This is a genomic window from Mesorhizobium sp. B2-3-7, from assembly GCF_006442695.1.
In the GTDB taxonomy this organism is placed as follows: Bacteria; Pseudomonadota; Alphaproteobacteria; order Rhizobiales; family Rhizobiaceae; genus Mesorhizobium.
The window spans coordinates 96,607-114,419 of sequence record NZ_VFVV01000008.1 but is presented as its reverse complement, the minus strand read 5'-3'; the positions used below and the strand labels follow the sequence as shown (position 1 = coordinate 114,419).

Genomic DNA, 17,813 nt, shown 5'->3' with positions numbered 1-17,813 from the left:
TTACTGTCCCGGCTGGTTAGCGCCCATAGCTTCGGCGATTACGGCGAAATCGGCCGCGCTTATCGAGAACAGGCCGAAGCGCAGTTGATACCCCCAATTCGGCTTGCCGGCCGTGAAGTCCAGCCTGCCGAGCAATGGCTTGATCGGCGCTTCCCCGGCCGCCGCCCAGTCGACGTCGCGGCGAAAGGGCGTGAAGCCGCCGCCCATGTCGCCTTGATAGGGTTCTCCCTCCCGTACCGTGCCGATCGCCGTGAACGCCCGCAGCCCGTCTTTCTCGCCCAAAATCGTTGTCGGCGAATAATAAACAATGCCGTCCCCGGGCTGCATCCGCCGCAGCGGCGCCGCCTTGCCGTGGTTGACCTGCATAAAGCCGCCCTCGCGGCCGCGCCGGACGTGCTGCGCCGACGCCACCGCGATCCAATACGCGCTCATTCCTGCTCCCCGTCGGCCTGCTGCCCGTCCGACAGCCAGTAGACCCGCAGGCGATGGTTGTCGGGATCGAGCGCAACGAAGGTGCGGCCGAAATCCATGTCGGTCGGCGCCTGCAGGATCTTCAGCCCACGTCCGGACCAGTCGGCATGGGCGGCGTCGACTGCCTCGGGCGTCTCCAGCGCAAAGACCAGCTCCGCCCCGCCGCCGGCCGCTGCAGCCGCCGGTTCCACCGTATGCCTCGACCAGAGACCGAGTTTGAAACCGTTGTCGAGCACGAACAGCACGAATGTCGGCGCGCTTTCGACCGGCTCGCGACCGAGCAGCGCGCTGTAGAAGGTGCCGCTTCGCTGCGGCTGGTCGACGTAGAGGATGACGAAATTCGGGGTGACCATGTCTGTTCTCCAGGGGTTTCGACCGGGACAGACATAAAGCGCATCACTGTCAGATTCTGGCAGTATCCGTCACGAAAGGCGCCCTGGACAGCTTACACACCGCTAACGCCGTGGGGTGTCGAGCGTTGCCCGCCATTCCTTCAGCAGCGCCTGACGGCGGCGCGGATAGCGCAGATCCGTCGTCTTGAGCTCGGCTATGCGGTCGGTGCGAAAATGCCGGAAATCCTGCCGCATTTCGCACCACGCCACCACGACCCGCACCTTGTCGAAGAACCCAAGCGCGAACGGCCACACGATGCGCCGCGAGCCCGCGCCACCGGCATCGCGATAGAAGAAGTCCAGCTTGCGCTCGTTGCGGATCGCCTGCCGCACCAGGCCGAGATCGATGCCTTCGACAGTCCCGCTGGGCGGCCCGACCAGCAGTGCGGTGGCGTCGAGATCCTCGCGCAGGTCATCCGGCAGCACCGACGCGATCTTGGCAAGCGCGTTGACGGCCGCTGTCGAAAGCCGCGAATCCGGCTGCTTGGCGACCCAGCGCGAACCGAGCACAATTGCCTCGATCTCCTCGTCGCTGAACATCAACGGCGGCAGCATGAATCCGGGCTTCAGCACATAGCCGAGCCCCGCCTCGCCCTCGATCGGCGCCCCCTGGCCCTGCAGCGTTGCGATGTCGCGGTAAAGCGTGCGAATTGAAATCCCGAGTTCGTCGGCGAGCGACTGCCCGCTCACCGGCATGCGATGCCGGCGCAATGTCTGGATCAGGTCGAGCAGGCGTTCGGAGCGGGACATATCGAAGATTTGCCTGTTTCTTTGACATTGGTCCATCGCAAGCCGACATGACCAAGCGACGGCCGCGCGGCGGACTTGGTTGCGAAGCCGGTTGCCCTATGTCAAAAGCGGCCACGCCTCGGAGATGCTCCTGCTTGAAATCTTTTCGCGACAAACGCCGCGACAGCGGTCCGCCCGCAAAAAGCGGTGCGCAACGGGTGCGTCCGCATGAAGGCCGTGGAACGGCCAGGCCGCAGGAGCGGCCCGAGGCCAGGGTCGACGGGCGCCCCGAGCAGAAGTCGGCGCCCCGCATCCTGGCCCGTCGCGACGGCGCTCTTCCGGCCGAACAGCTTCCGCTGATCCTCGAAGTGGCGCCGAATGCCGACTATGCGCTGCTCGACAGCGGCGCCGGCCAGAAGCTCGAACAATACGGTCCTTATCGGATCGTCCGCCCCGAGGGCCAGGCGATCTGGCAGAAGGCGCTGCCGGCAAGGGAATGGGACCGCGCCGACGCTGTCTTCACCGGCGATACCGACGAGGAAGGCATTGGCCGCTGGCGCTTCCCCGGGACGCCGCTCGGCGAGACCTGGCCTATGAAGCACGACGGCATCGACTATCTCGGCCGCTTCACCTCGTTTCGCCACGTCGGCGTGTTTCCCGAGCAGGCCTCGCACTGGGATCACATGGCCGGACTGATCGCGGCGGCCAGGCGGCCGGTCAAGGTGCTCAACCTGTTCGGCTATACCGGTCTTGCCTCGCTGGTGGCGGCGCGCGCCGGCGCCGAGGTCACCCATGTCGATGCCTCGAAAAAGGCGATCGGCTGGGCCCGCGAAAACCAGGAGATGGCCGGGCTTGGCAACAAGCCGATCCGCTGGATCGTCGAAGACGCGGTGAAATTCGCCGAGCGCGAGGAGCGCCGCGGCAGCCGCTATGACATCGTTCTGTTCGACCCGCCCGCCTATGGCCGCGGCCCCAAGGGCGAGGTCTGGCAGTTGTTCGAGGACCTGCCGGCATTGACCGATCTCTGCCGATCGATCCTGACGCCGAAACCGCTTGCCGTGGTGCTGACCGCTTATTCGATCCGCGCCTCCTTCTTCGCCATCCATGCCCTCATGCGCGACACCTTTGCCGGCATGGGCGGCAAGGTTGAATCGGGCGAATTGATCATCCGCGAAAAATCGGCGGGCCGCGCGCTGTCGACCTCGCTGTTCTCGCGCTGGGTGGCCTGATGAGTGGATATGACGGCGCCCGTCCGGTCGGGCAGGTGAAAGAGGTCACCAGCCTCGCCAATCCGCTGGTCAAGGACATCAAGGCGCTGGCCTTGAAAAAATTCCGCGACCAGCAGAACGCCTTCATGGCCGAGGGACTGAAGCTGGTCATCGATGCGCTCGACCTCGGCTGGCAGATCAGGACCCTGGTCTTCGCCAAGGCCGGACGCGGCAACGCGGCGGTTGAGAAGGTCGCTGCGCGCACGGTGGCTTCCGGCGGCACGGTGCTTGAAGTCTCGGAAAAAGTGCTTGTCGCCATAACCCGCCGCGACAATCCGCAAATGGTGATCGGCGTTTTCTCGCAGAAATTCCTGGCCCTGAAGGATATCCGCGCCGACAATGGCGATGTCTGGGTGGCGCTCGACCGGGTGCGTGATCCCGGCAATCTCGGCACCGTCATCCGCACGGTGGACGCCGTAGGCGCGAAGGGCGTGATCCTGGTCGGAGACACCACCGATCCCTTTTCGGTGGAGACGGTGCGCGCCACCATGGGCTCTATCTTCGCCGTTCCGGTGGCCAAGGCGACGACCGAGGCATTCCTCGCCTGGCGCGGCGGGTTTTCGGGCCTCGTCGCCGGCACACACCTCAAAGGCGCGGTCGACTACCGCTCGGTCGATTTTTCCCGGGGGCCGGTGCTGCTGATGATGGGCAATGAACAGCAAGGCCTGCCCGAAAGCCTGGCGGCGAGTTGCGACAGGCTGCTCAGGATTCCGCAGGCAGGCCGAGCCGATTCGCTCAATCTTGCCGTCGCCACCGGCGTCATGCTGTTCGAGATCCGCCGCGGCGCGCTGAAGCTGGATCCAATGGTGGATCCGCAATGAGGGTTGCCCAATCGTGAAATCATGGTCTCCCTATGCGCTGCTGGTCGTCGCGGCGATCGCGCTCGACCAGTGGATAAAACATTTGGTCGAGACCGGCCTTCCCTTTCAGGAAAAGCTCGATCTCCTGCCCTTCCTAGCGCTGTTTCGCACCTATAATACCGGCATCGCCTTCTCGATGTTCTCATCCTTCGGCGATACTGGGCTGGTGATCATCGCCGTTCTCGTCGTCGCCTTCGTGCTCTATCTGGCCACGCACACGCCAGCGGGCCATGTTATTGCCCGCACCGGCTTTGCCCTGATCATCGGTGGCGCGCTCGGCAATCTGATCGACCGCGCCGTCTACGGCCACGTCATCGACTACATCCTGTTCCACACTCCGGTCTGGTCCTTCGCCGTGTTCAATCTCGCCGATGCCTTCATTTCGGTCGGCGCCGCGCTGGTCGTGCTTGACGAAGTTTTGGGCTGGCGGCGCCAGCCCAAGCCCCAGGGTCCCGACGCCTGAGCGATTGACCCGGCGTGGCCGCCGCAGCAGAGTCCAAACGTCGATAGATCGAGGAGAGAAAAATGCCCGAAACCTTCAAAGCCATCCTCGTTTCGCGCGACGCCGAAAAGAAACAGTCGGTGGCGGTGACCGACCTCACCGAAGCCGATCTCATGGACGGTGACGTCACCGTCGCAGTCGAAGCGACGACGGTGAACTACAAGGATGGGCTCGCAATATCAGGCAAGGCGCCGGTCATTCGCCGCTGGCCCTTGGTGCCAGGCATCGATTTCGCCGGAACGGTCTTATCCTCTTCCCATCCCGACTGGCGCAAGGGAGACAAGGTCATCCTGAACGGCTGGGGCGTCGGCGAGACGCATTTTGGCGCCTATGCCGGGCGCGCCCGCGTCAACGGCGACTGGCTGGTGCCGCTCCCCGACGGCATCAGCGCGCATGACGCGATGGCGGTCGGCACCGCCGGCTATACCGCAATGCTGTGCGTCATGGCACTGGAGCGGCACGGCATCGTGCCCGATCGCGGGCCCGTGGTGGTGACGGGCGCGGCCGGCGGCGTCGGCTCGGTCGCGGTCTCCATCCTGTCCAGCCTGGGCTATCACGTCATTGCCTCGACAGGGCGCAATGCCGAAAGTCCGTATCTCATCGATCTTGGCGCCGCGGAGGTGATATCGCGCGACGAACTCAGCCAGCCGACCAAGCCGCTCGCCAAGGAGCGTTGGGCGGGCGGCATCGATTCCGTCGGCAGCCACACACTGGCCAATGTGCTCTCTATGACCTCCTATGGCGGTGCCGTCGCGGCCTGCGGCCTGGCCGGCGGCATGGACCTGCCGTCGAGCGTGGCACCTTTCATCCTGCGCGGCGTTTCGCTGCTCGGCATCGATTCGGTGATGGCGCCGAAACCGGTGCGGCTCGAGGCCTGGCGCCGCATCGGCGCCGACCTGGATCTGCGCAAGCTCGCCAGCCTGTCCACGACCATCGGCTTCGACGACATCATCGACGCCGCGCGCGACATCGTCGACGGCAAGATCCGCGGCCGCGTCGTCGTAGACATGCAGTGAGTTCGCCGGGGTAAAACAACCTATCCGCTAAAATTCGAACGATCCCCCGTAGGCTTCCATAATTTCTGTCCGGTAGGGTTTTCGCATGGTCGCGGAATCCGGCATCCAGGAAGCGGAGACTGGCGAAGACGTCGATGCGGTACCCGCGCCGGCGTCGGCGCGGCGGTTCGTCGCCGCACCGCCGCTGGCGCCTGAGCCGCAACAGGCCAGGAATCAGCCGCGATTGGCCGGCCGCGAAGGCTTGCCGCTGTTGACCTTCGTCGCCATCATCATGCTGGCGGGGCTGACGCACCTGACCGGCGCGCCGATCTTCATCAGCCTCGCTTTGCTGGCGACCGGCCTTGCCGGCTTCGGCCTGCACCTGCGCGCCAGAAGGAACGAATACCGCACCGCCGCGCTGCTTGATGAAACCACGGCTCGCAGCCGTGCCGAGATCGAGACGCTGGCCGATCGCATGTGGGAGATGCAGGAGAGCGAAGAGCGCTTTCGCGGCCTGATCGACGCGCTTGGCGATCTCGTCATTCATCGCGACCGCGACGGCTATATCGTCTATGCCAACAAGGTGTTCGCCGATCTCGTCGAGCTCGACCAGCGCGACCTCGCCGGCAAGACCCTGGCGGAACTTGGCATCGAAGTCGGTATCGTTCCCGACGCCGCCTTTTCCGACCATGAATGCCTGAGTTCCACCGACGTCGCCATCCGCACCCCTGGCGGTTCGCGCTGGTTCTCGTGGATCGAACTGTCGGTGCGCGACAAGGACAGCGGTTCTGTCTCGCATCGCGCCATCGCCCGCGACATCACCGCCCGCAAGCGTGCCGAATCCTCGCTGATCACCGCGCGCGAGCGGGCCGAATACGCAAGCCAGGCCAAATCGCGCTTCCTCGCCACTGTCAGCCATGAAATCCGCACGCCGATGAACGGCATCATGGGCATGGCCAGGCTGTTGGCCGATACCAGCCTGTCGCCGGAGCAGCAGACCTATGTCGGCGCCATTTCGACCTCGGCCAGCGCGCTGCTGGCCCTCATCGAGGACCTGCTCGACTATTCCAAGATCGAGGCGGGACGCTTCGATCCCGAACCGCAGCCAATGTCGGTGCGCGAGATCGCCGACAACGTTGTCGAGCTCCTCGCCGCGCGCGCCTTCTCCAAGGATATCGGCCTCGGCTGCCATGTCGAGCCCGACGTGCCGCAATTGATCACCGCAGATCCGGGCCGGGTCAGGCAGGTGCTGCTCAACCTGATCGGCAACGCCATCAAGTTCACCGACAGCGGCGGGGTGCTGGTGAGTATAGCGCGCGCCCGCACTGAAACCACCGACCGCATATGCTTCACCATCGCGGATACCGGGCCAGGCCTGCATGAAGACGACATGGAGCGCATTTTCGAGGAGTTCGAGCAGGCCGACGGTACCTCGACGCGCGCGCATGGCGGAGCCGGTCTCGGTCTTGCCATCTCCAAGCGCCTGGTGACCGCCATGGGCGGCACGATTTCCGTCTCCAGCCGGTTGGGTCAGGGTTCGGAATTCGTCTTCGATATCCCGGCCATCTCCGCGAGCGAGCCACCACCCGGCCGGGTGGACGCGCTTCAGGGCAGGCACGCGGTAATCCTGTCGAGAAATATCGTCGAGGCCGACGCCATCGCCCGCAGCATCCGCGCCAACGGCGGCGCGGTCGATATCGCCACCACCGTGGCGCAGGCGGCATCGTTCTCCGGCGATTGCGACGTGCTGCTGGTCGACGCGGCCATGGAAGAGGGCGACGGAAGACTGCTCAAGCGGCTGCGCCAAAGCGGTTTTTCCGATTGCGAAGCCATCACGCTGATCGCCCCGACCGATCGCGGCATGCTCGGCGAGTTCCGCGCCAGCGGCTACGCGACCTTCCTCGCCAGACCGGTGCGAGGCGGAACACTTTTGCGTGTGCTTCTGAGCAGTCATGCGCCGGCGCTTGCCCCGACACGGCCGGAAAAGCCCCACCCGCCGGCGCTTCGCGCCGCCAGTGATCGCCAGCGTGGCCTGTCGGTGCTGATCGCCGAGGACAATGACATCAACGCCATGCTCGCTCGCGCCACGCTGCTGAAGGCCGGTCATCGCGTCAAGGTTGTCGGCAACGGCAAGGCGGCGGTCGAGGCCGTTACCGGTGCCGGACACAAACACCGCTTCGACGTGGTGCTGATGGACCTGCACATGCCGGTGATGGATGGGATGGACGCCATCGCCGCCATCCGCCGCCATGAGGAGGAGACGGCCGTGCCGCCAGTGCCCATCATGGTGCTGTCGGCCGACAGCCAGGAAAAGACCCGCCATGCGGTGCTCGCCCACGGCGCCAGCGGCTTTGTCACCAAGCCGCTCGACCCCGATGCACTGGTCGACGCCATCGAGGGGCAGGTCGCCGCCTGAGACTTTTTTTCATCAATCTCCTGCCGAGCGGCGCCACCTTGCTTTTGCATAACGTAGCCGGTTGACCGTATTCGCCAGCCGACGAAGTATTGCCCGCGACGCCGTATCACGGTAGTGTCACAATCCTGTTGCACCTACACCGTATCCCCGTGCCAAGAGGGATGGCTCGAAGGAGAATCACTCGTGCATACAGTTATGCCGGAATGTGACACTCGGCCGAACGCCGGCGGCGCCTTGCTTGCCGGGCGCAATGTCGATTCCGTCACAAAGGGCGCAGCGCTCGGCCGTATCGGCAACCTCGAAGTGCGGCTGGCCCGCAACGAGGCCGAGATCGCGGCCGCGCAGGAAGTGCGCTACCGGGTATTCTACGACGAGCTTGGCGCCAGGAAGAACCTGTTTCAGGTGCAGGACCGCCGTGATGCCGACCGCTTCGATCCGCACTGCGATCACCTGCTCGTCTTCGATACCTCGCTTTCCGGCCCCGAACATCGCCGCATCGTCGGGACCTACCGGCTGCTGCGGCAAGAAATCGCTGCGGCCGCCGGCGGCTTCTATTCCGAAGGCGAGTTCGAGCTGACCAAGCTCATCGCCCGTCACCCCGGCCAGCGCTTTCTCGAGCTCGGCCGCTCCTGCGTCCTGCCGGAATACCGTTCGAAGCGCACCATCGAGGCATTGTGGCAAGGCATCTGGGCCTACATCAACCACTACGGCATTGGCGTGATGACCGGCTGTGCGTCTTTCCAGGGCACGGTGCCGGCGGCCCATGCCGAGGCGCTCACCTATCTGGCGCATCACTGCCGCACGAATTCGGCTTGGGACGTGCGCGCCGTCGCAGGCCGCTATTGTTCCATGGACCTGATGCCGATCGAGGCGGTCAATGCCAAGGCAGCGATCGCTGCGATGCCGCCCTTGGTCAAGGGCTATCTCAGGGTCGGCGCCCGCATCGGCGACGGCTGCGTCATCGATCGTGAATTCTCGACGGTCGATGTGTTCGTGGTGATGCCGGTCAAGGAGATCGGCGCCCGCTACGTCAATTATTACGGCGGGGAAGCGCAGCGTTTTGCTGCGTGAGCAGTAGTCAGTAGTCAGTAGTCAGTAGTGAAGACATCATAATTTACACCTACTGATTAACCCTAATCACTACTCACTACTCACTAGTCCCTAATCCCTTCTCTCACGAAATATCCTCCGGCCGCCTGCCGGGCCGGCTCTTGTAGGACGCAAACGACCAGCCGAATTTGAGCGCGCCGCCGCGCACGGCGAATGCCGCGGCGAAACCGGCCAAGCCTGACACGATCTGCGGCAGTCCGGCGACATCGCCCAATGTGAAGATCGACGCGCCAACCAGGGCGGCCGTAACATAGATTTCCGGCCTCAGCAGCACCGAAGGCTCCCCTGCCAGCACGTCGCGCAGGATGCCGCCGAATGTGGCGGTCAGCACGCCGGTGATGACGGAAACGACCGGCGAACCGGTGATGGCCAACCCTTTGGCCGCACCCATCACCGAAAAAGCGGCTAGCCCGACGGCGTCGAGCCAGAGCAGCCACTTCCAGCGGGATTCGACACGGTGTGCGCTGAAAAACACCAGCACCGCAACCGCCGCGCAGATCAGCACATAGCTGGAATTGGCGATCCAGAAAACCGGCAGGTTAAGGATGACGTCGCGAAGAGTGCCGCCGCCGATGCCGGTGACGCACGCCAGGAAAAGGAAGCCGATAACGTCGAGCTGCTTGCGCGACGCGGCAAGCGCACCTGTCGCCGCGAAGACCGCAACGCCGGCATAGTCGAGAAGCGCGATGGGGTTCAAGGGCGGGACCAGGGAGTAAGGCAGCAGGGGAGTAGGGGAGTATGTTTAGCACGAAGCCGTACTCTTGATACGCCCCTTAGTGCCTTAGTGCCTTAGTGCCTTATTCCCTATTCCCCTAACTACGCGTCCTTCTCCGCCTGCTCGTTGACGGGCCCCGGCTCGACCGGCGCTTCGCCGGCGGCGATTTTCGGGCCGCCCTTGGCAACGCCGACCATGGCCGGGCGCAGCACCCGCTCCCCGATCGAATAGCCCGGCTGCACGACCTGCACCACCGTGTTGGCCGGCACATCGGGATTGGGCACTTCGAACATGGCCTGGTGGAAATTGGGATCGAACTTCTCGCCTTCCGGCGCGAGCTTCTTGACGCCGTGCCGCTCCAGTGCGGACAGCATGGCACGCTCGGTGAGATCGACGCCGTCGATCAGCGCCTTGAAACCCGCATCGCCGGACGCCTTGGCCTCGGCGGGAATAGCGTCCAGCGCGCGGCGCAGATTGTCCGAAACCGACAGCATGTCGCGGGCGAAGTTCGCGACCGCATAGGTACGCGCGTCATGCACGTCGCGCGCGGTGCGGCGACGCAGGTTCTCCATCTCGGCCGCAACGCGAAGCGCCCTGTCCTTCAGCTCTTCATTCTCCTTCAGGAGCCGCACAACCGCTTCATAATCGCCATCGACGCCACCTTCCGTGCGCTCGGCATTGGCTTCGGTCGCCTCAATTTCGTCGGGCGCGCGTTCGTCTTTTGCCTGGTCGCTCATCGCCGTTTCCCATCATCTCGAATAGTGTGGATTTTGAGCCCGATATCGAGGTTTGGTGGGCAAAAATCAAGGGGTAAGCGAAGGCACGCGCCCAGCCGTTCAAACCGAATGGCGATCAGTGCGATGCTTCGATTTTAATTCAAACTTTACCATAGCTTCCACCTTTGCTTGCCCCGGCGGCGCGATCGGGGAACCATTTGCTGGCTGGAGGATTTTCGAACCGACACAGGATTTTTGAAATGACACCCCGCGACAAGGGCGAAAAGAAAGATCGGATCGCCGCCGAAATCCGGCGCCAGCTAGGCACGGCGGCGGTGAGACGCTTTCTGCATGCGCTGCCGGCCTTTCGCGCCGAGAAAGACATTCCCGACCGCTTCCGGGACCAGCTCGAACGTCTCGACGGCCTGGAAAACAGCATGGCTGGCGGCGCGCGCCATTGATGCATGTGACCGGATGCGATCCGGGTTGGCAGAGTTGCAGGGTTAGAACAGAACCTGAAGTCGCGGCCTGGATCGAGGATCCCGCGCCCCATCGCGACAATTACGCGCGGTAATTTCTCGTGATTAGCCTTGCGGGAGCCGGGCCCCTCCGCCTATGCTTCATGATGAACATGATTTCCCCTGAGACTGCCGCCAACAGTAAGCGCGCCTGGTTGAAGATCCTGGCGCGCTACAAGAAGCCGGACAGGCGGCGCAGCGCCGTCGAACTGGCGATCACCCTGATCCCTTTCGCAGCACTCTGGGCGCTGTCCTCGATCGCCTTTGCCTATGGCCATTGGTGGGGGCTGGTGCTGATCTTGCCGGCGGCGGGCTTCCTGGTGCGGATTTTCATGATCCAGCACGATTGCGGGCACGGATCTTTCTTCGCCAACCGCACCGCCGATGACTGGATAGGCCGCGTCCTGGGCGTGCTTACGCTGACGCCCTATGATTGCTGGCGGAGTGCTCATGCCACCCATCATGCCAGCGCGGGTAATCTCGACGAGCGCGGCGTTGGCGATATCAAGACGTTGACGGTCGCGGAGTACCGGCGGATGTCCTGGAGAGGTCGCCTCGCCTATCGTCTCTATCGCCATCCCTTGGTCATGTTCGGACTGGGGCCGATATGGCTCTTCATCTTCGAGCAAAGGCTGCCGGTCGGGATGATGCGCGGTGGCCTGAAGCCCTGGGTATCCTCGATGGCCACCAACCTCGCCATCGTTCTGGCAGCGTCGATCCTGATATGGTTCGTCGGTATTGGCGCTTTTCTGGTCGTCCACCTGCCGATCGTCATCCTTGCCGGATCCGCCGGCATCTGGCTGTTCTATGTCCAGCACCAGTTCGAGGAGACCGAATGGGCGAAGGACGATGAGTGGGAGTTCCAGCGTGCCGCCTTGCACGGATCCTCCTATTATGACCTGCCGCCGGTGCTGAACTGGTTCACCGGCAACATCGGTGTCCATCATGTCCATCACCTCTCCGCGAAGGTGCCAGGCTACCGCCTGCAGGAAGTGCTGCGCGATTATCCGGAACTGCGCGGCATAGGCCGCATCACCCTTCTTGAGAGCCTGCGCTGCGTCAAGCTGGCGCTGTGGGATGAAAACAGCGGCAAGCTGGTGTCGTTTCGCCAGGCACGGATGGAGGCGTAGCCATCTTCTGCCTGGCTCTGCTGTCCCCGATCCGCCGGCGGCACCTCCTGTCGTCGTGACGGGAGAGGACAGGCGGCCGCAAACCTGTCGCTGGAAGTGTCGTGACGTCAGCCGGCACGCAGCCGACGCCAGGAGTATTTTGGTCCCTTGGGCTTCGGCACGGCGGCAGGCTGGTAGTAGAGTCCCAATCCGCCGGTGCGGCCTTCGTCCAGCCGCTTCAAGAGCACGGGATTGGAGATTTCGAATTCATCGAAACCGAGCCGCAGCATATGCGGCAGTTGGTCGACCAGCACCTGGCCGGTGGCGCGCACGGCACCTTCGAAATGATGTCGGCTGCGCAGCAATTCGCCCTTTGAGAAGGAGCGGCCATCGCTGAACGACGGAAAAGCCAGCGCCACCAGCGACAGTTGGTCGAGCAGGCCAGCAATCCTTTCGAGCTGATCGCCGGGTTGCAGCACGACACCGATCCTTTCCTTGGCCGACCGGCGCACCTCCGGATCGAGATCGAGAAACGCCTGCAGCGGCAGGATGAAGCGGCCATTGCCGGACAGCGCTTCCGCGCCTTCGGCATGAGCCCACTCATCCTCCCGAAAACCCGTCGGGGTCCAGAGGCGGGTCTCCGGTATCGTCGGTTCAGTCATCGAAATTTCCTAAAATTCAAAGAGCTCAAGGGGGTGTGGAGATTCAAGCAGGCCCGAGTCGAAAACGGTAGCTTCCGAGAGCCGGAGCGGAGCGTACTTGTAGTACGTGAGCCCCCGAAGCCGCCGTTTGCAGGCCGGCCTCACCTGAATATCAGCATACCCTATAACGATGCGTCGGTCAGCGACTTCTCCAGTCCCGACAGGTGAATGCCGCACTCGGTCTTGGCATGGCCGGCCCAGCGGCCGCTGCGCGCGTCCTCGCCCGGCTGCACCGGCTGGGTGCACGGGAAGCAGCCGATCGACAGATAGCCATAGGCGACCAGCGGATTTTCCCGCAGTGCATGCGCGCGCATGTAGTCCGCCTGGTCCGACGTCGTCCAGTGCGCCAGCGGATTGATGCGGATACGTGGGCCGACCGCCTCGAACACCGGAAGTGCTGCGCGCGTCGAGGCCTGGAAGCGTTTGCGGCCGGTGAACCAGGCGCGGAAAGGCGCCACGCCCCGTGCCAGCGGCTCGACCTTGCGCACGTCGCAGCAGGCGTCGGTGTTGGTCTGGTGCAGATTGCCGGTCGGATCGATCCGCTCGAGTGCTGCCTCGTCGGGCTTGATCACCTGGATGTTGGTCAACCCGAAATCGGCGACCAGGGCGTCGCGATAGCCGAGCGTCTCCTCGAAATGCTTGCCAGTATCGAGAAAGATGACCGGCAGCGAGCGATCGACTTCGGAAATCATGTGCAGTAGCACGGCCGAATCGGCACCGAAGGAAGACACCGCGGCAATCTCATCGTGAAACAGGTCGCCTGCCGCGCGTTCGATGATGTCGAGCGGATTCAGGTGGCCGTAAAGCGCGTCAAACCCCGCCGCTTTGGCGGCGATGCCGTCATCGGCGTCGACGATAGGGTCAAGCGGCCTTGGCTTCGCCAGCATAGAGCGCCTCCTTGAACGGCGCGGGACCGACACGGCGGTAGGCGTCGATGAATTTCTCTTGTGAGTTGAGCCGAAGGCCGAGATAGGTCTCGACGATCTGCTCGATGGCGTCGGTGATCTCTTCCGACGAGAAGCCGCGGCCGATGATCTCGCCCACCGAAGTGTTCTCGTCGGCCGAACCGCCAAGCGTCACCTGGTACAGCTCGGTGCCTTTCTTTTCGACTCCGAGAATGCCGATGTGTCCGACATGGTGATGGCCGCAGGCATTGATGCAGCCGGAGATCTTCAGCTTCAACTCGCCGATCTCGCGCTGCCGCTCCAGCGAGGCGAAGCGACGGGAGATCTCCTGCGCGATCGGGATCGAACGCGCTGTGGCCAGCGCGCAATAGTCGAGGCCCGGGCACGAGATGATGTCCGATATCAGGTTCGAATTGGCGGTCGCCAGGCCGATATCGACCAGCGCGTCATAGACCGCCTTCAGGTCGGCGCGCGCCACATGCGGCAGGATCAGGTTCTGCTCGTGGCTGACGCGCAACTCGTTGTATCCATACTTCTCGGCGATATCGGCAATCGCTTCCATCTGGCTGTCGGTCGCATCGCCCGGCACTTCGCCGATACCCTTCAGCGAGATGGTCACCGCCGCATAGTCGGGGTGGCGATGCGTCACCACGTTCTGGTCGAGCCAATCCGAGAAGCCCTTGGAATCGAGGCGTGCCAGCTTTACAGCCTCGTCGCCGTCCGGCCGCGCGGTCAGCGCTGGTGGCGCGAAATAGGCGTCGATGGCGCGGATGTCTGCTTCCGGCAGCTTCAACTCGGCGTCCTTCAATTGCTGCCATTCCGCCTCGACCTGGCGCGTGATCTCCTCGACGCCGGTCTCGTGGACCAGGATTTTGATGCGCGCCTTGAACTTATTGTCGCGGCGGCCATGCAGGTTGTAAACGCGCAGGATCGCCGTGCAGTAGGACAAAAGGTCGGCTTCCGGCAGGAAATCGCGGATCTTCCTGGCGACCATCGGCGTGCGCCCCTGGCCGCCGCCGACATAGACGGCGAAGCCGAGCTCGCCGGCCGCGTTCTTCTTCAGGTGCAGGCCGATGTCGTGGGTCTGGATGGCGGCGCGGTCGCGCTCCGCGCCGGTTACCGCGATCTTGAACTTGCGCGGCAGGTAGGAAAACTCCGGATGAACAGATGACCACTGGCGCAGGATTTCCGCATAGGGACGCGGATCGGCGACCTCGTCGGCCGCCGCACCCGCGAAATGGTCCGCGGTGACGTTGCGGATACAATTGCCGCTGGTCTGGATGGCGTGCATCTCGACACTCGCCAGATCGGCCAGGATCGCAGGAATGTCGGACAGCGCCGGCCAGTGGAACTGGATGTTCTGGCGCGTGGTGAAATGGCCGTAGCCCTTGTCGTATTTGCGCGCGATGTGGCCGAGCATGCGCAACTGCTTGCCGTTCAGCGTGCCATAGGGCACCGCGATGCGCAGCATATAGGCGTGCAATTGCAGGTAGACGCCGTTCATCAGCCTGAGCGGCCGGAACTGGTCCTCGGTGATCTCGCCGGCGAGCCGGCGCTGGACCTGGTCGCTGAACTCGGCGACGCGGGCCTGGACAAAATCGTGATCGAACTCATCGTAGCGGTACATGCTTCGTCTTTCAGGGCGCGTCCGCCCGTGTTCACTTCCGGTCTGGGCTTACGCCGCCCGGGAGGCCTGCTTGCCAAGATCGTTGCGGATGGTCGGGCCCGCGGCGCGGATCTTCTCGCGCAACCGCACCGGCTCGACAACGCCGTTCACGATTTCGGCATCGATGAGGTTGACGTCGAGGACTTCGTTGTCGGCGTGGGCCTTGGCACCGATCGCTTCCAGGCGATCCTCGGCCGCCTTGTCATGGGCGAGGTCGGCATGGTCCGCCCTCTCGGCCCAGCCGCCGTCTGCGTACCAGACGGCGATGCCGTCGGCGAGCCGGTTGGCGGTCAGTATCTTCATTGCTGAACTCCCTCGGTGGCAGCTATGGGCGCACCTTCATGCCTGTGTGCCGCGAGCGGTTCGGACCGTTCGAAATTGGCGCCGGCGACCGCATCGCCGATGATGGTCATGACCGGACCTGAGAGATCGGCGCGCGCTTCCAACGACGGCAGGTCGGCAAGCGTGCCGTGGAAACGGCGGCGATTGCCGAGGCTGGCATTCTCGACCACGGCTACCGCCGTATCGGGCGAAAGCCCGGCCTCGATCAGCCGGCCGGCAACCTCTGCGGCCACCGAGCGGCCCATATAGACAGCAACGGTGGCACCCGAAATGGCAAGCTTGGCCCAATCGGGCAGCGAATTGCCTTTGAGATCATGACCGGTGGTGAACACCATCGAGGAGGAAACCCCGCGCAGCGTCAGCGGCAATTCGAAATCGGCGGCGGCGGCGAAAGCAGCGGTGACGCCCGGAACCACCTCATAGGCCACGCCCGCATCACGCAGCGCCGCCATCTCCTCGCCGGCCCGGCCGAACACCAGGGGATCGCCCGACTTCAGCCGCACCACACGCTTGCCTTCGCGGCCAAGCTCGACCAGCAGCGCGTTGATCTCGGCCTGGCTCTTGGTGTGACAGCCCTTGCGTTTGCCGACCGCCAGCCGCTCGGCGTCGCGTCGGCCCATGGCGACGACAGCCTCCGGCACCAGCGCGTCGTGGACGATGACATCGGCCTCCATCAGCAGGCGATGCGCACGCAGCGTCAAAAGGTCCTCGGCACCGGGGCCCGCGCCAACCAGGGCGATATGGCCTGAAGCGGATGCAGCCGAACGCAGAAGATCGGCGGCTGCGTCATGCGCCTGCGAAAGCTTGCCAGCTTCGACGGCGCGCGCCGGCGCACCGCCGAAGAACTCGCTCCAGAACCGGCGGCGCGAATTGCCCCTGGGCAGGCTTTCAGCGGCGGCCCGGAACGACGCGGCGAGAGCCGCCAGCCTGCCCAACGAAGGCGACAGCATGCGGTCGATGCGGGCACGCAGCATCTGCGCCAGCACCGGCCCAGCGCCTTCCGTGCCGATGGCGATCGCGACCGGTGCGCGATTGACCAGCGCCGGGGTGAAAAAATCGCAAAGCTCCGGCCGGTCCACCGCATTGACGGGGATGCCGAGCCGGCGCGCATCCTGGACAACGCGCCGGTCGAGCGCCTCATCGCCGCTGGCAGCGAACACCATCACCGAGCCTTCCAGCCGGCTCGCCTCATAGGCCGCGATGTGGGTGGCGCCACTCTGCGCGATGAAGCCGAGCATGTCCGGTGAGGCGCTCTCCGCGACGATGCGCAGCGTAGCGCTGGACTGCCCAAGCAATCGTGCCTTGGCCAACGCTTCGTCGCCGCCGCCGACGATCGTTACGGCTTCGTCCTCGACCCGTACGAAGACGGGGAAGGCATTGAGCTTGGGGGCGGGCTGCGGCATGGATACGAACGGAATCCTGATCTGGTCTTCACTTCTACGCGTGGGCGCGAAAAAGCTGAAGAAACCCACTCGCGCATCACCTTCCGGGATGCAATCGCTTTTTCTAAAGGGCCGCGGCCAAGAGAAAAATATTCCACCTTGTTGCGGAGACCGGCATCAAGCCGCTGTCGCGGGCATTGATTTCTCCTCTTTTTTGGGCCGAACGCGCTTTATGACAAAACCGTTTTTTCTAAATTCTACTAATTTAGTAGATTAAAGCTGCCTGGCGGTCGTGCGCGCGCCTCCACCTCGACGGAGCGCCCGCATGACCTGGCTTTTTGGCTGGAACATTACCGGATCGAGGCGCGTTCCTTCCGCATGCGCAATTCAAAATCATACCTGGCCGCGGCGTGAAGCCAAGCGTGGCGGCAGCGAAGGAAGGAGCCCGGCGTCATGAGCGCGATCAAGTTGAAGCACGGCATCTGGATCATGGTGGCCGACGGAGAAAAAGCGCTCTTCCTCAGAAATGCAGGTGACACCAAATTTCCTAACCTCGAAGTGTTGCAGGAAGTGAGGCAGGACAACCCGCCAACGCGCGAGCAAGGCAGCGACAGTCCCGGTCGCTACAATGACGGTCCCTCGGTTCACCGCAGCGCGGTCGAGGAGACGGATTGGCATCGGATCGGCAAGGAGCGCTTTGCCGACGAACTCGCCGAACGGCTCTACAAGCTGGCTCATCGAGGCTCTTTTGACGAAATCATCCTCATCGCGCCGCCGCTCGTGCTCGGCGCGATGCGCAAGATCCTGCACAAGGAAGTCAGCGACAAGGTCAGCGCGGAAATTCCCAAGACGCTGACCAACCACGCGGTATTCGAGATCGAGGCCCTGTTGCGGGCAGCTTGATCGTTGGCGATCGAGCGCCGCCGTTGCGGCGCATGATTTCGGCTGACCTCGAATTCCGGCTTGCTTGCCCACCGGCGAGGTATTTGTCGCTTCACCGGCAATTCCCGGTTTTG

The 17,813-nt window shown here is 63.9% G+C and carries 19 protein-coding genes; 9 read left to right on the top strand and 10 right to left on the bottom strand.

Annotated features, from left to right (window positions below; genetic code table 11):
- The 3 genes from FJ940_RS17220 to FJ940_RS17210 all read right to left on the bottom strand — a co-directional run bounded on the left by FJ940_RS17220 (position 1) and on the right by FJ940_RS17210 (position 1,613).
- Entirely contained in the window at positions 1-432 is a 432-nt protein-coding gene (locus FJ940_RS17220; RefSeq protein ID WP_140657294.1) for an EVE domain-containing protein, read from the bottom strand.
- A complete protein-coding gene (locus FJ940_RS17215; protein WP_140657292.1) occupies positions 429-824 on the bottom strand; it encodes a VOC family protein in 396 nt (131 codons plus the stop codon). Before FJ940_RS17215 ends, FJ940_RS17220 begins: the two co-directional genes overlap by 4 nt.
- Positions 825-926: 102 nt before the next feature.
- Positions 927-1,613, bottom strand: a complete 687-nt coding sequence (locus FJ940_RS17210) for a YafY family protein (RefSeq protein WP_140657290.1) — start codon at positions 1,611-1,613, stop codon at positions 927-929.
- Between the two features lie 134 nt (positions 1,614-1,747).
- Here FJ940_RS17210 and FJ940_RS17205 point away from each other — a divergent pair, with 134 nt between their 5' ends.
- From FJ940_RS17205 to FJ940_RS17180, 6 genes are all read left to right on the top strand, one after another.
- The gene (locus tag FJ940_RS17205) at positions 1,748-2,821 is read left to right on the top strand and encodes a class I SAM-dependent rRNA methyltransferase (protein WP_140657288.1); all 1,074 of its coding nucleotides are present in this window, start codon (positions 1,748-1,750) and stop codon (positions 2,819-2,821) included.
- Positions 2,821-3,681, top strand: a complete 861-nt coding sequence (locus FJ940_RS17200) for an RNA methyltransferase (protein WP_140657286.1) — start codon at positions 2,821-2,823, stop codon at positions 3,679-3,681. The genes FJ940_RS17205 and FJ940_RS17200 overlap by 1 nt, the downstream gene beginning before the upstream one ends.
- Positions 3,682-3,694: 13 nt before the next feature.
- Complete coding sequence (lspA, locus tag FJ940_RS17195) at positions 3,695-4,183, top strand: signal peptidase II (RefSeq protein WP_140522527.1); 489 nt, start codon at positions 3,695-3,697, stop codon at positions 4,181-4,183.
- A 62-nt stretch (positions 4,184-4,245) separates the two neighbouring features.
- Positions 4,246-5,238, top strand: a complete 993-nt coding sequence (locus tag FJ940_RS17190; RefSeq protein WP_140513760.1) for an MDR family oxidoreductase — start codon at positions 4,246-4,248, stop codon at positions 5,236-5,238.
- An 85-nt stretch (positions 5,239-5,323) separates the two neighbouring features.
- Positions 5,324-7,633 carry a PAS domain-containing hybrid sensor histidine kinase/response regulator gene (locus tag FJ940_RS17185; protein WP_140657284.1) on the top strand — a complete coding sequence of 770 codons (2,310 nt, stop codon included), beginning with the start codon at positions 5,324-5,326 and terminating at the stop codon, positions 7,631-7,633.
- A gap of 183 nt (positions 7,634-7,816) precedes the next feature.
- Positions 7,817-8,704 carry a GNAT family N-acetyltransferase gene (locus FJ940_RS17180; RefSeq protein ID WP_140500229.1) on the top strand — a complete coding sequence of 296 codons (888 nt, stop codon included), beginning with the start codon at positions 7,817-7,819 and terminating at the stop codon, positions 8,702-8,704.
- A gap of 103 nt (positions 8,705-8,807) precedes the next feature.
- Here FJ940_RS17180 and FJ940_RS17175 read toward each other — a convergent pair whose 3' ends face one another.
- Positions 8,808-9,440: a trimeric intracellular cation channel family protein gene (locus FJ940_RS17175; RefSeq protein WP_140500230.1), complete on the bottom strand. Its 633-nt coding sequence runs from the start codon at positions 9,438-9,440 to the stop codon at positions 8,808-8,810.
- Between the two features lie 119 nt (positions 9,441-9,559).
- Positions 9,560-10,195 (bottom strand): nucleotide exchange factor GrpE, encoded by a 636-nt coding sequence (gene grpE, locus FJ940_RS17170; RefSeq protein WP_140500232.1) that lies wholly within the window; start codon positions 10,193-10,195, stop codon positions 9,560-9,562.
- Positions 10,196-10,434: 239 nt separating this feature from the next.
- On the opposite strand from grpE, the gene FJ940_RS17165 reads away from it, so the two are divergent.
- Positions 10,435-10,635 carry a hypothetical protein gene (locus FJ940_RS17165; protein WP_140500234.1) on the top strand — a complete coding sequence of 67 codons (201 nt, stop codon included), beginning with the start codon at positions 10,435-10,437 and terminating at the stop codon, positions 10,633-10,635.
- A 164-nt stretch (positions 10,636-10,799) separates the two neighbouring features.
- Complete coding sequence (locus FJ940_RS17160; RefSeq protein WP_140657424.1) at positions 10,800-11,822, top strand: fatty acid desaturase; 1,023 nt, start codon at positions 10,800-10,802, stop codon at positions 11,820-11,822.
- A 107-nt stretch (positions 11,823-11,929) separates the two neighbouring features.
- Here the strand turns inward: FJ940_RS17160 and FJ940_RS17155 are convergent, their stop codons facing one another.
- The 5 genes from FJ940_RS17155 to cysG form a co-directional block, all read right to left on the bottom strand.
- Positions 11,930-12,463, bottom strand: a complete 534-nt coding sequence (locus tag FJ940_RS17155; protein ID WP_140500236.1) for a DUF934 domain-containing protein — start codon at positions 12,461-12,463, stop codon at positions 11,930-11,932.
- 161 nt (positions 12,464-12,624) lie between these two features.
- A complete protein-coding gene (locus tag FJ940_RS17150; protein WP_140500238.1) occupies positions 12,625-13,389 on the bottom strand; it encodes a phosphoadenylyl-sulfate reductase in 765 nt (254 codons plus the stop codon).
- Positions 13,364-15,034 (bottom strand): nitrite/sulfite reductase, encoded by a 1,671-nt coding sequence (locus FJ940_RS17145; RefSeq protein WP_140513763.1) that lies wholly within the window; start codon positions 15,032-15,034, stop codon positions 13,364-13,366. Before FJ940_RS17145 ends, FJ940_RS17150 begins: the two co-directional genes overlap by 26 nt.
- A 48-nt stretch (positions 15,035-15,082) precedes the next feature.
- Positions 15,083-15,376 carry a DUF2849 domain-containing protein gene (locus FJ940_RS17140; RefSeq protein ID WP_140500242.1) on the bottom strand — a complete coding sequence of 98 codons (294 nt, stop codon included), beginning with the start codon at positions 15,374-15,376 and terminating at the stop codon, positions 15,083-15,085.
- On the bottom strand, positions 15,373-16,818 hold the full coding sequence (gene cysG, locus FJ940_RS17135) for a siroheme synthase CysG (protein ID WP_140513764.1): 1,446 nt from the start codon (positions 16,816-16,818) through the stop codon (positions 15,373-15,375). Before cysG ends, FJ940_RS17140 begins: the two co-directional genes overlap by 4 nt.
- Positions 16,819-17,250: 432 nt before the next feature.
- Here cysG and FJ940_RS17130 point away from each other — a divergent pair, with 432 nt between their 5' ends.
- On the top strand, positions 17,251-17,700 hold the full coding sequence (locus tag FJ940_RS17130) for a host attachment family protein (protein ID WP_140584593.1): 450 nt from the start codon (positions 17,251-17,253) through the stop codon (positions 17,698-17,700).
- Positions 17,701-17,813 lie beyond the last annotated feature (113 nt).

Coding starts and splice junctions, on each gene's coding strand:
- FJ940_RS17220 (WP_140657294.1), bottom strand. CDS start 432: ATGAGCGCGTATTGGATCGCGGTGGCGTCGGCGCAGCACGTCCGGCGC.
- FJ940_RS17215 (WP_140657292.1), bottom strand. CDS start 824: ATGGTCACCCCGAATTTCGTCATCCTCTACGTCGACCAGCCGCAGCGA.
- FJ940_RS17210 (WP_140657290.1), bottom strand. CDS start 1,613: ATGTCCCGCTCCGAACGCCTGCTCGACCTGATCCAGACATTGCGCCGG.
- FJ940_RS17200 (WP_140657286.1), top strand. CDS start 2,821: ATGAGTGGATATGACGGCGCCCGTCCGGTCGGGCAGGTGAAAGAGGTC.
- FJ940_RS17190 (WP_140513760.1), top strand. CDS start 4,246: ATGCCCGAAACCTTCAAAGCCATCCTCGTTTCGCGCGACGCCGAAAAG.
- FJ940_RS17185 (WP_140657284.1), top strand. CDS start 5,324: ATGGTCGCGGAATCCGGCATCCAGGAAGCGGAGACTGGCGAAGACGTC.
- grpE (WP_140500232.1), bottom strand. CDS start 10,195: ATGAGCGACCAGGCAAAAGACGAACGCGCGCCCGACGAAATTGAGGCG.
- FJ940_RS17165 (WP_140500234.1), top strand. CDS start 10,435: ATGACACCCCGCGACAAGGGCGAAAAGAAAGATCGGATCGCCGCCGAA.
- FJ940_RS17160 (WP_140657424.1), top strand. CDS start 10,800: ATGAACATGATTTCCCCTGAGACTGCCGCCAACAGTAAGCGCGCCTGG.
- FJ940_RS17155 (WP_140500236.1), bottom strand. CDS start 12,463: ATGACTGAACCGACGATACCGGAGACCCGCCTCTGGACCCCGACGGGT.
- FJ940_RS17150 (WP_140500238.1), bottom strand. CDS start 13,389: ATGCTGGCGAAGCCAAGGCCGCTTGACCCTATCGTCGACGCCGATGAC.
- FJ940_RS17145 (WP_140513763.1), bottom strand. CDS start 15,034: ATGTACCGCTACGATGAGTTCGATCACGATTTTGTCCAGGCCCGCGTC.
- FJ940_RS17140 (WP_140500242.1), bottom strand. CDS start 15,376: ATGAAGATACTGACCGCCAACCGGCTCGCCGACGGCATCGCCGTCTGG.
- cysG (WP_140513764.1), bottom strand. CDS start 16,818: ATGCCGCAGCCCGCCCCCAAGCTCAATGCCTTCCCCGTCTTCGTACGG.
- FJ940_RS17130 (WP_140584593.1), top strand. CDS start 17,251: ATGAGCGCGATCAAGTTGAAGCACGGCATCTGGATCATGGTGGCCGAC.